The following is a 12,250-nucleotide window of genomic DNA, read 5'->3' on the forward strand; positions in this document are numbered from 1 at the left end:
GCAAGGGCGCGGACGCGGCGATGATCATCGGGACGGCGGGGCACATCGACCACGGCAAGACGTCCCTCGTGAAGGCGCTGACGGGCACCGACACGGACCGGCTCCCGGAAGAGAAGCGCCGGGGCATCACCCTGGAGCTGGGCTTCGCCCACCTGCCGCTCCCGGGCGGACCGGTGGCGGGCGTGGTGGACGTGCCCGGCCACGAGCGCTTCGTGAAGGCCATGGCCGCGGGCGCGGGCGGCGTGGACCTGGCGGTGCTGGTGGTGGCGGCGGACGAGGGCGTCATGCCCCAGACGCGCGAGCACCTGGACATCTGCCGCCTGCTGGGCGTGAAGGCGGGCGTCGTCGCGCTCACCAAGGCGGACCTGCTGGAGGGCCTGGGCGACGACTGGCGCGCGCTGGTGGAGGCGGACCTGGCCGCGCTCACCACCGGCACCTTCCTGGAGGGCGCGCCCGTGGTGCCGGTGTCCTCGCGCACGGGCGCGGGCCTGGAGGCGCTGAAGGCGGCGCTCGCCCGCGCGGGCGCGGCGCTGCCCCAGCGCCCCGCGGAGGGGCCCGCGTTCCTCCCCGTGGACCGGGCCTTCACCATCAAGGGCTTCGGCACGGTGGTGACGGGCACGCTCCTGTCCGGCGTGCTGGCGGTGGACGACGCGGTGTCGCTGCTTCCCTCGGGGGCCGGCGCGCGGCCGGGCCCCTTCCGCGTCCGGGGCGTGCAGGTGCACGGTCAGCCGGTGGCGCGCGTGGAGGCGGGGCAGCGCGCGGCGGTGAACGTGGCGGACGCGCAGACGGAGGACGTGCGCCGGGGCATGGTGCTCACGCGCGCGGGCGAGCTGCCGGAGACGTCCATGCTGGACGTGGAGCTGACGCTGCTGCCCGCCGCGGAGGCCCCGCTGCCCGGGCGCCGCAAGCTGCTCCTGCACCTGGGCACCGCGCAGGTGGAGGCCACGGTGGCGCTGCTGGACCTGGACTCGCTCGCGCCGGGGGAGACGGCGCTCGCGCAGCTGCGGCTGGCGTCGCCGGTGGGGGCGCTCGTGGGCCAGCGCTTCATCCTGCGGGGGTCGCGCGCGCTGCCGGGGCGGGGCGCCACGCTGGCCGGAGGGCGCGTGCTGTCCATCGCGCCGCCGCGCCGGCGCCGGGGCGCGTCCGAGGTGGTGCGGCCGCTGCTGGAGGCGGACGCGGCCGGGCAGGTGGCGTGGCTGCTCCGGCAGGCGGGCTACGCGGGGCTCACGCAGACGGAGCTGTTCGGCCGCTCGGGCCTCCCGCCCAAGGTGCTCACGCGCACGCTGGAGCGCTCGGGCGCGAAGGGGCAGGTGCTGCTGGTGGACCGCGACCGGCGGCTCTACGTGGCGCAGGACGTGTTCGAGGGCCTGCGCCAGCGCTCGCTCGCGCTGCTCGCCGCGTTCCACGAGCGCGAGCCCATGCGCGAGGGCCTGTCGCGCGAGGAGCTCCGCCAGCGGCTCTCCGGCCAACTGGACGCGCGCCTGTTCCAGCGCGTGGTGCAGGCGCTGGTGGACCCGGGTAGCGTGGAGGCGGAGAAGGACCTCCTCCGCCTGCGGGGCCGGGGCCGCACGCTCACCCTGGGCGACGAGGCCGCGCGCACGCGCCTGTCCGCGGAGCTGGCCGCGGCGGGGCTCGCGCCGCCCACCGTCACGGAGCTGTCGCAGAAGCTGGGGCTCGCGCCCGCGAAGCTGCAGGAGCTGCTGAAGGTGCTGGTGGCGTCGGGCACGGGCGTGCGGGTGAGCGAGGAGCTGTGCTTCGACGCGGGCGCCCTGGAGGACCTGCGCGCCCGGCTGGTGACGTACCTGAAGGAACAGAGGGAGATCACCACCCAGGGCTTCAAGGAGCTGGTGGGTCAGAGCCGCAAGTTCACCATCCCCCTGTCGGAGTACTTCGACAGGGAGAAGGTGACGCTGCGGGTGGGGGACAAACGGGTGCTGCGTCGCGGATGAGCTCCAAGGCCTACAACGCGCAGGACCTGCGCGCCCTGGTGGAGCCCTTCACCCAGCCCATGCTGGTGCTGGAGTCGGAGGGGCGCGTCTGGGTGGCCAACGCCGCGTACGCGCGGCTGTTGGGCCTGCCCCTGGACCAGGTGGAGGGCCGCTCCTTCCTGGACTTCGTGCAGCCGGAGGAGCGCAGCAGGATCGGCGAGCGCTTCCGCCGGCTGACCACCGGCGCGCAGCTGGATGGACGCCCGCAGCTCTACAAGGTGCTCAGCGTCCACGGCACGCCGGGCGAGGTCTTCGTGCAGGCCAACCCCCTGCGGCTGGAGGAGGGCCGCTTCGCCCTGCTGCTCAGCTGCATGGTGATGCCGGACCACCCCGGTGAGCTGGTGGTGGCGGAGCGGCTGGTGGACACGTCCGCGGGGCTGGTGTCCGCGCGCTCGGAGGAGGGCGTGCGGCGCGTGGCGCTGGCGGGCCTGGAGGCCGCGGGCTTCCGCGCGCGCATCCTGCGCTGGGACGGCACGCGGCTGGTGGTGCGCGACGGCGTGGCCCTGCCGGCGGATTCGCACCTGGCGCTGGAGGCCCTGTCGGACGGGCGGCCGGTGTTCGGCGGCGCGGACCAGGCGCAGCCCACGCACGCGTACCTGCCGGTGGGCGGGCCCCAGTCCGAGGTGCTGTGGGTGGCCGGCCCGTGGGTGGCGCCCCGGCACGGCTCGGTGCTGACGCTGTTCGCGAAGGTGGTGGGCGCGGCGCTCGCGGACGCCCACCTCCAGGCGGACGGCGCGCGCAGCGCCTGGGAGGTGGAGGCGGTGGCGGAGATGGCGCGCTTCGTGGCGCAGCCCGTGCCCCCACCCCCGGAGATGTTCCTCGCGCGCGTGGCGGAGCTGCTCCATGCCCGCGCGGTGGCGCTGCACGTCGCCTCCGAGCCGGGCCAGGCCCCCGCGCTCGTCGCGCACGTGGGGTTGGAGGAGCGGAGCGACGCGGACGCCATCCTCGCGACCGGCGTGCTGCTGGCCGCCCCGCCCCTGGAGGGCGGAGGCGTGCTGTCGTCCGAATCGCAGGGGCGCGCGCTGGAGACGCTGTCCCAGGGCCGCTTCGGCAGCGGGACGGCGGCGCGGCTCACCCGCGGCGGTGAGTGCATGGGCGTGGTGCAGGCGCTGCGCGCGAGGGAGCGCCCCTTCGACGAACGGGACGCGCGGCTCCTGTCCACGCTCGCGGAGCTGCTGGTGACGCTCTTGGAGCAGCGCCGCCTCCGCGCGGAGTCCGCGCGCCAGCTCACGGAGACGCGCCTGCTGCTGGACCTGGCGCGCACCACGTCCGGCGTGCTGGAGACGGCGAGCATCCTGGACGTCGCGTCCGACTTCCTGGTGCACCTGCTGGACGTGTCCAACTGCTTCATCCTGCTCTACGACGAGCAGGCCAAGGTGCTGCGCGGCGCGGCGGCGTCCGCGGCCCACCGCGACCTGTTCCGCACGGTGGTGGTGCCGCTCGACAGCGACGACCTGGCCGCGCGCGTGGCCCAGGAGCGCAAGCCCCTCGCCGTGGAGGACCTGACGTCCGCGAGCAGCTCCGTGAGCGCGGTGCTCATCGACCGGCTGGGGGAGAAGGCCCTCCTGGGGCTGCCGCTCACCTCGCGCGAGGAGCTCATCGGCGTGGTGCTGGTGGACGACGTGCGCGGCCCGCGCCCCTTCGGCCCGGAGCTGATCGAGCTGGCGGAGGCGACGTGCGGCCAGCTGGCGCTGTCCATCGCCAACGCGCGCCTCTACGAGTCGCTGTGGGCCAGCTACGCGGAGCTGGCCGCCACCCGCGCGGAGATGGTGAAGCGCGAGCGCTTCGCCGCGCTGGGCGAGCTGTCCGCCATCGTCGCCCACGAGGTGCGCAACCCCCTGGGCGTCATCTTCAACGCGGTGGCCACGCTCCGGCGCATCATGAACCCCAGCGGCGACACGGCCATGCTGTTGGACATCGTCGCGGAGGAGAGCGACCGCCTCAACCGGATGGTCGCGGACCTGCTCGACTTCACCCGCCCGCGCAACCCGGTGCTCCAGCCGGAGGAGCTCCTGCGCGTGCTCCAGGACGCCTTCGAGGCCGCGAAGGCGCAGGCCTCCATGGAGCGTCCGGTGTACGTCTCCGTGGAGGTGGAGCCCGGCCTCGCCACGGTGCCCATGGACCGGCGGCAGATCCGCCAGGCCCTGTTCAACGTGGCCGTCAACGCCATCCAGTCCATGCCCCAGGGGGGCGAGGTCCGGGTGCGCGCGCGCCGGGACACCCACGGAGGACGCGAGCAGCTGCGCATCGACGTGATGGACCAGGGCCCGGGCATCCCCGGGGAGCTGCTCCACCGCGTCTTCGAACCCTTCTTCACCACCAAGGCCCAGGGCACCGGCCTGGGGCTGGCGGTGGTGAAGCGCATCCTGGAGGAGCACCGCGGTGAGATCGCCGTGGAGAGCGCTCCCGGACGCGGAACCACCTTCACCTTCTGGCTGCCGCTCACGCAGCCCCAGTCCCTCTCATGACCGACGCGACCACACCGGTTCCCCGAGGACGCATCCTCGTGGTGGACGACCAGCGCAACATGCGCGCCACCACCGCCCTGCTCCTGCGCGCGGAGGGCTACACCGTCTCCGAGGCCGCCACCGGCGAGGAGGCGCTCATCCTGCTCGCGAGGGAGCGCGTGGACCTGCTCCTCACGGACCTGAAGATGGAGCCCATGGACGGGCTCACGCTGCTCAAGCGCGCGGTGGAGGTGGCCCCGCGCCTCCAGGTCATCATGATGACGGCCTTCGGCTCCATCGAGAGCGCGGTGGAGGCCATGCGCATGGGGGCGTACGACTACGTCACCAAGCCCTTCAAGGAAGGCGAGCTGCGCTACCGCGTGGAGCGCGCCCTGGAGCGCGCCAAGCTCCAGGCGGCGGTGGACAACTTCGCCACGGAGTTCAACCAGCGCCACGGCCTGTCCGCGCTGGTGGGCCGCAGCCAGGCCATGCGCGAGCTCACCACGCGCCTGTTGCGCGTGGCCCAGAGCGACGCCACCGTCCTCATCCAGGGGGAGAGCGGCACGGGCAAGGAGCTGGTGGCCCGCGCCCTCCACGCGCACAGCCGCCGCAGCGGCCAGCCCTTCGTGCCCGTCAACTGCGCGGCCATCAGCGAGACGCTGCTGGAGACCGAGCTCTTCGGCCACGCCAAGGGCGCCTTCACCGGCGCGGTGAAGGCGCGCCGCGGCCTCTTCGAGGAGGCGGACAACGGCACGCTCTTCATCGACGAGGTGACGGAGACGAGCCCCACCTTCCAGTCCAAGCTCCTGCGCACGCTCCAGGACGGCGAGGTGCGCCGCGTGGGCGAGTCCACCGCGCTGCGCGTGGACGTGCGCATCGCCGCGGCCACCAACCGCGACATCGAGCTGGAGGTGAAGGAGAAGCGCTTCCGCCAGGACCTCTACTACCGCCTCAACGTGGTGCTGCTGCGCGTGCCCCCGCTGCGCGAGCGCCTGGAGGACGTGCCCGCGCTGGCGCAGCACTTCCTGGACCGGGCCAACGCCCGCAGCCCCCGGCCCCGGCGCCTGTCCGAGTCCGCCGTGGAGCACCTGATGACGTACAGCTTCCCCGGCAACGTGCGCGAGCTGGAGAACCTGGTGGAGCAGGCCGCCGCGCTGGCGGAAGGGGACGAGCTGCTGCCCGAGGACTTCCCGCTGCGCCCCCAGGGCCGCGTGCTCCCCACGTCCGAGCCCCCGGGCCTGCCCTCCACGGACGTCGCGCGGCCTGGGGGCGCGGAGGCCGCGGGCCCCACGCTGGCGGAGGTGGTGGAGGACGCGGAGCGCCGCGCCATCGTCCAGGCCCTGGAGCGCCACGGCGTGGACCTGGCCCGCGTGGCGGACGAGCTGGGCGTGTCCTCCACCACGCTGTGGCGCAAGATGAAGCGCCTGAACCTCCGGCCCCCCGCGGGCGCTCGCGAATAGCCTGCCAGCGAACTGGACCCCGCCTTCCAGTACGAGTTCAGCTCCGAAATCACCCCGTGCAGAGATGAAAGGAGCCAACCTCATGAATTCATTGGGTGTTTTCATCCCTGCAACGCGATTTCAGGGATGCAATGGGGAGGGCGGGGGTGGGAGTGTTGGACGGTTGTCCAAGTCCTTGAGAATACTGGAGTTCCGATCCAGACAGGCGCTGGCATGGCACCTGCTAAAGGCTAGCCCGGGACGCATCGAAGCGAGGCTGAAAGTGGTTCCCCCCCACCCTTTCAGCACTTCCGGTGTGTCACCTTGAGAAGACCCGCGGCCCGACACCTTCACAGGTGCCGGGCCGCCTTCTTTTCCGCTCCCCGCAGCGTCGCCGCCGCCCGCATGACGCGGCGCGGATCCATTTCACTTCTGCAATGCAGCCACGGCCATGACGCCGTGAGCCACGCCCCGCAACGACAACGCCCGCCAGGGCCAGGGGCCGAGGCGGGCGTCGGGTGCCGCGAACTGCCGGCGAAGGCCTACTGGCCGAACAGCGTGCCGGCCTGGGCCAGCCAGTCGGTGACGTGGCCGGGGAGGATGCCCAGCAGCACCACCGCGACGGTGGCGATGACCAGCGCGGCCTCCGTGCCCCAGTTGCGCTCCAGCGGCTGGGCGCCCTCGGGGACGGGGTGCATGAACATGTAGACCACGACGCGCAGGTAGTAATACGCGCCCGCCGCGCTGCTGAGCACCGCCACCACGGTGAGGCCCACCAGGCCCACGTCGATGGCGGCCTGGAAGATGAGCAGCTTGCTCATGAAGCCCACGGTGGGGGGGATGCCGCCCAGGGACAGCATGAAGGCCGCCATGGCGAACGCCCAGCCCGGCCGGCGCTGCGCGAGGCCCGCGAAGCGCTCCAGGTCCCACGCGGTGCCCTTCTCCTCGTCCTCGCGGCGCTCCAGCGCGGAGACCATGGCGAAGGCGCCCGCCGCGCTGAAGGTGTACGCCAGCAGGTAGTACAGGATGCCGCGCAGCGCGTCCGAGCGCGCCACGTCCAGCGGCGTGCCACCGGACAGCGAGGACGCGGACAGCAGGCGGAAGTGCTCGCCCGGGGCCGCGACGAACAGCGCCGCCACGCCCAGCAGCAGGTAGCCCGCGTGCGCGATGGAGGAGTACGCCAGCATGCGCTTCACGTTGCGCTGCGGGATGGCCATCAGGTTGCCGGCGATCATCGTCAGCAGCGCCAGCGTGGCGAAGAGCATCAGCGGCAGCTTGGGGTCCATGCCCTTGCCCACCGTGACGAACACGCGCACCAGCGACGCGAACGCCGCCGCCTTCACGCCCGCGCTCATCAGGGCCGTCACCGGCGTGGGGGCGCCCTCGTACACGTCCGGCGTCCACATGTGGAACGGCACGGCCGCCACCTTGAACGCGAAGCCCGCGGCGATGAGCACCGCGCCCACGTAGACGAGCGCCGGCGTGGTGGACAGCGCGCCCTGCAGCGGCGCCGCGATGTCGTTGAGCTTCGTGGTGCCCGTGGCGCCGTACAGGAGCGCCGTGCCGTAGAGCAGGATGGCGGAGGAGAAGGCGCCCAGGATGAAGTACTTGAAGCCCGCCTCGCTGGGGCGCGTGCCGCGGCGCAGGTACGCCGTCAGCGCGTACGTCGCGATGGAGAGCACCTCGATGTTGACGAAGATGGTGATGAACTCCGCCGACATCGCCAGCAGGCTCATGCCCGCGGAGGCGAAGAGCATCAGCGCGTAGAACTCACCGCGCTCCGCCCCGCGCTTGCGCAGGAAGCCCACCGCGCTCAGCGCCGCCAGCCCCAGGCCCACGCTCACCACCAGGGTGAGGAAGCTGGAGAAGGGGTCCAGCACGCCAAAGCCGAGGAACACCTCGTGGGGCGGCTCGAACATCAAGCCCACGGCCACGGCGCCGCTGGCCACCGCCGCCACGACGGTGAGCACCGCCTGGTAGCCGCGGGACGCCGTCGCGGAGAGGAACACCTCCGACAGCAGCAGGACGGAGGCCGCCACCACCATGATGATGGCGGGCAGCAGGGGAAGGAAATCCGCCAGGGTGAGATTTGGCAGGTTCATGGAGTCTTTCGAGGCCTACTCGCGAGCGGCGAGCGGCGCGGGAACGGAGGGGCGGGCCGCGGCGGCGGTGTCGGGCAGCGACATCACCTCCACGCGCAGCTGGGCGTCCTTCGCCTGGGTGGCGCCCGGAGCGCCCACGCTGGCGCGCGCCACGTAGCGGTCCGTGGACGGAGCGATGCGGTCCAGGAAGGGCTGCGGCATCAGGCCCATCACCGCCACCAGCACGATGAAGGGGGCCGTGGTGAGCATCTCGCGCACGTTCATGTCGCGCAGGTGCTGGTTCTCCCGGTGCGTGATGCTGCCGAAGAACACCTTCTGCACCATCCACAGCATGTACGCCGCGCCCAGGATGACGCCCAGCGTGGCGAACGCGCCGAAGCCCAGCGGCAGGCTGCTCTTGAACGTGCCCATCAGCACCAGGAACTCGCCGATGAAGCCGTTGGTGCCCGGCACCGCCACCGACGAGAAGGTGATGATGACGAACGCCGCGGTGAACACCGGCATCACCTTGGCGATGCCGCCGTAGTCCGACATCAGGCGCGTGTGGCGGCGCTCGTAGAGGAAGCCGAACAGGAGGAACAGCGCGCCCGTGGACACGCCGTGGTTGAGCATCTGGTATGCGCTGCCCGTGGCGCCCTCACCGGTGACGGCGAGCAGGCCCAGCATGCAGTAGCCCAGGTGGCTGACGGACGAGTACGCGATGAGCTTCTTGATGTCCCGCTGCGCCAGGCACATCAGCGCGCCGTACACGATGCCAATCACCGCCAGCACCGCGAGGAACGGACGGGCCGCGTGCGCCGCCACCGGGAAGAGCGGGATCGCGAAGCGCCAGAAGCCGTAGGTGCCCATCTTCAGCATCACGCCGGCCAGGATCATGGAGCCCGCCACCGGCGCCTGCACGTGCGCGTCCGGCAGCCAGGTGTGCACCGGCCACATGGGGACCTTGATGGCGAACGCCAGCGCGAACGCGGCGAACATCCACGGCCCATACGTGTGCAGCGTGGCGGCCAGGCCCGTGAGGCCCGCGCACGCGCCCTCCGGCCCACTGCTGCACGCGGCGAGCTGCTGATTGGCGGCGAGCAGGTTGTTGTAGAGCGTGCCGTAGTCGAACGAGCGCACGCCCGGGCCGCCGCTGATGAAGTACACGGCCACGATGGCCACCAGCATCAGCAGCGAGCCCACCAGCGTGTAGAGGAAGAACTTCACCGCCGCCATGCGGCGGTCCTCGGCGCCCCACACCCCCACCATCAGGTACATGGGGATGAGCATGGCCTCGAAGAAGATGTAGAAGAGCAGGACGTCCATCGACGCCAGCGCGCCCAGCATCGTCGTCTGGAGCACCAGCAGCGCCAGGTGGAACTCCTTGATGCGGTGCTGGATGTACGTGGTGGAGGCGAGCACCACCAGCGGGCCCAGGAACACCGTCAGCAGCAGCAGGCTCACCGCCAGGCCGTCCACGCCCAGGTGGTAGCTCATCCCGAACTGCTGGAACCACGGGACGCGGTACTCCATCTGGAACTCCGCGCCGGACGGGTCGAAGCGGAAGTACGCCCAGACGCCGAACGCCAGGTCCAACAGCATGCCCACGAAGGTGATGGCGCGGACCTGGCCGTGCTCGCTGGCGGGCAGCATCAGCACCAGCGCCGCGAACACGAGCGGCAGGTAGATGACGACGTTCAACAGGTGGGTGTCGAAGAAGCTCATGAAAGCACCTGCACGAGGGCGTAGACCGCGCCGCCCAGGATGGCGAGCGCCATGATGGCGGCGTAGGTCTGCGCGTCACCCGTCTGGAGCCGGCGCAGCCCGAGGCCCACCTTCTCCGTGACGTACGCGGTGCCGCGCACCAGCACCGTGTCGATGACGAGCGCGTCCACCACGCGGAAGAGGATGAAGGCCACGAACTTCACCGGCCGGATGAGGATGAACTCGTAGAGCTCGTCCACGTAGAACTTGTTCTGCGCCGTGCGGCGCACCGCGCGCGCGAACGCCGGCACGGGCTGGCCCACCCGCGAGGGGAAGAACTTCAGGTAGGCGAACGCCGCCGCCGCGCCGCCCGCGAGCGCCCACATCCACGCGAAGACGTAGTCCCCGATGGTCGGCGAGCTGGTGTCCAGGCGCACCGTCTCCGCCACGCGGGCCACCGTCTCCGCCGGGCGCAGCACCGGGGACAGGAAGTTCTCGAACACCGGCTGCGACCCGCCGCCCGTGCGGGGCATCAGGGGCAGGGCGTAGACGAAGGTCACGAAGGCCAGGAACGCCAGGATGACCAGCGGCAGCGTCATGTGCCACGAGCTCTCGTGCGCGTGCGCCAGCTTCGCCTCCGGGGACCGCTTGCCCGTGAAGGTCAGCAGGTAGACGCGCGACATGTAGAACGCCGTGGACGCGGTGATGAGCAGGCCCATCACGTAGACGAAGGTGGAGACCCACTCCAGGCCGTGCAGGTGGTTGTGGTGCACGCCGTGGAAGATGGCGTCCTTGGAGAAGAAGCCGGACATGATGGGGAAGATGCCCGTGATGGCCAGCGTGGAGACGAGGAACGTGGCGTGCGTCCACTTCATCTCCTTCCACAGGCCGCCCAGCTTCTTGATGTCCGTCTCGTCCCCGTTGCCGTGCATCACGCTGCCGGCGCCCAGGAAGAGGCAGGCCTTGAAGAACGCGTGCGTCATCAGGTGCATCTCGGCGGCCCAGAAGACGCCCATGCCCACGCCCATGAACATGATGCCCAGCTGGGACACCGTGGAGTAGGCGAGCACCTTCTTGATGTCGTCCTGCGCGAACGCGATGAGCGCCGCCAGCAGCGACGTGAGCGCGCCCACGATGGCGATGGTCGCCATGGCGGTGGGGGAGAGCACCAGCAGCGAGCTCATGCGGCAGAACAGGTACACGCCCGCGGTCACCATCGTGGCGGCGTGGATGAGCGCGGACACCGGCGTCGGGCCGGCCATGGCGTCCGGCAGCCAGACGTAGAGCGGCAGCTGCGCGCTCTTGCCCGCGGCGCCCAGGAGGAACAGCAGCAGCGCGGTGGTCATCACGCCGCCGAAGGTGTAGCCGGCCAGGGGCCCGGACTCGATGGGCGTTGCCAGGGACACCGCGCCGCCCGTGCCTTCCGGCAGGGCCAGGGCCATCTTCTCCAGGCCCTTGAAGGTGACGGGGCCCTTCTGGGAGAGGCCCTGCTCGTAGCGCTGCCGGCTGCTGCCCGCGGCGTTGTAGTCCCGCGCGTCCGCCTGGCGGTTGAAGGCGCCCACCGTGAGGATGAGCAGGAACGTGGCGATGAGGAACGCGAAGTCACCGATGCGGTTGGTGACGAACGCCTTGCGGCCCGCCCACGCCTTCGCGCTGTCCGTGTACCAGAAGCCGATGAGCAGGTAGCTGGCCATGCCGACGCCCTCCCAGCCCACGAAGAGCAGGACCAGGTTGTCGGCCATCACCAGCGTGAGCATCGCGGCGACGAAGAGGTTCAGGTACGCGAAGAAGCGCCAGTACCCGTCGTCGTGCTCCATGTAGCTGGTGGAGTACAGGTGGATGAGGAAGCCGACGCCGGTGATGATGAGCAGCAGGATGCCGGACAGGTGGTCCACCAGCAGGCCGAAGTTCACCCGGAAGGCACCGGCCGCGAACCACGTCCCGTAGTCGTGCGAGATGGCGTAGCGGACCACGTCCCGCTCGATGCCGAACGGGTTGGGGAAGTTCACCACGCGCCCGCCGGCCGCGTCGCTGGTGGCCCAGAAGGCCAGCACGCTCAGCACGAAGGCGCCGGCGATGGCGGAGCACGCAACCAGGTGCACGTTGGCCCGGCCCAGCCACTTGCCGAACACGCCGCACACGAACGCGCCCAGCAGCGGCAGCAGGATGATCAACCCCAGCGAGGGGCTGAACACCTCGGGGGGGATGGGGGCGGTTCTGAAGAACTCGACGAGGGATCCGTCCATGGGTGCGCTCAGGGGTGACGGGGCGTTAGTGCTTCATCGTCCGGATGTCGTCGACGTTCACGGAGCCGCGACTGCGGAAGACCGCGATGACGATGGCCAGACCGATGGCCGCTTCCGCGGCCGCCACGGCGATGACGAAGAAGGCGGACACGTGCCCGGTGGCCTCGCCGTGCATGCGCGCGAAGGCCAGGAACGTGAGGTTGACCGCGTTGAGCATCAGCTCCACGCACATGAAGACGACCAGCGCGTTGGTGCGCACCAGCACGCCGAACATGCCCATGCAGAAGAGGGCCGCGGCCAGCAGGAGGTAGTAGGTGATGGGGACCATTGGGTTGTCCGGAAGGT

The 12,250-nt window shown here is 71.3% G+C and carries 7 protein-coding genes; 3 read left to right on the plus strand and 4 right to left on the minus strand.

The window, feature by feature from the left end; all coding sequences use genetic code 11:
- The first annotated feature begins 20 nt into the window (after positions 1-20).
- From selB to U8525_RS03640, 3 genes are read left to right on the plus strand one after another with little or no spacing between them, the layout of a single operon-like run.
- Complete coding sequence (gene selB / locus U8525_RS03630; RefSeq protein ID WP_374261192.1) at positions 21-1,949, plus strand: selenocysteine-specific translation elongation factor; 1,929 nt, start codon at positions 21-23, stop codon at positions 1,947-1,949.
- A complete protein-coding gene (locus tag U8525_RS03635; protein ID WP_374261194.1) occupies positions 1,946-4,456 on the plus strand; it encodes an ATP-binding protein in 2,511 nt (836 codons plus the stop codon). The genes selB and U8525_RS03635 overlap by 4 nt, the downstream gene beginning before the upstream one ends.
- Positions 4,453-5,895 (plus strand): sigma-54-dependent transcriptional regulator, encoded by a 1,443-nt coding sequence (locus tag U8525_RS03640; protein WP_374261196.1) that lies wholly within the window; start codon positions 4,453-4,455, stop codon positions 5,893-5,895. Before U8525_RS03635 ends, U8525_RS03640 begins: the two co-directional genes overlap by 4 nt.
- 521 nt (positions 5,896-6,416) lie before the next feature.
- Here U8525_RS03640 and U8525_RS03645 read toward each other — a convergent pair.
- Genes U8525_RS03645 through nuoK form a run of 4 tightly spaced genes read right to left on the minus strand, consistent with a single transcriptional unit; the run spans position 6,417 to position 12,233 of the window.
- A complete protein-coding gene (locus U8525_RS03645) occupies positions 6,417-7,976 on the minus strand; it encodes an NADH-quinone oxidoreductase subunit N (protein WP_374261199.1) in 1,560 nt (519 codons plus the stop codon).
- Between the two features lie 15 nt (positions 7,977-7,991).
- A complete protein-coding gene (locus tag U8525_RS03650; protein WP_374261202.1) occupies positions 7,992-9,680 on the minus strand; it encodes a NuoM family protein in 1,689 nt (562 codons plus the stop codon).
- Positions 9,677-11,905 (minus strand): NADH-quinone oxidoreductase subunit L, encoded by a 2,229-nt coding sequence (gene nuoL / locus U8525_RS03655; RefSeq protein WP_374261205.1) that lies wholly within the window; start codon positions 11,903-11,905, stop codon positions 9,677-9,679. Before nuoL ends, U8525_RS03650 begins: the two co-directional genes overlap by 4 nt.
- A 25-nt stretch (positions 11,906-11,930) precedes the next feature.
- On the minus strand, positions 11,931-12,233 hold the full coding sequence (gene nuoK / locus U8525_RS03660) for an NADH-quinone oxidoreductase subunit NuoK (RefSeq protein ID WP_374261207.1): 303 nt from the start codon (positions 12,231-12,233) through the stop codon (positions 11,931-11,933).
- Between the last annotated feature and the right edge of the window lie 17 nt (positions 12,234-12,250).

The sequence above is a fragment of the Corallococcus sp. RDP092CA genome (assembly GCF_041903675.1).
Lineage (GTDB): Bacteria > Myxococcota > Myxococcia > Myxococcales > Myxococcaceae > Corallococcus.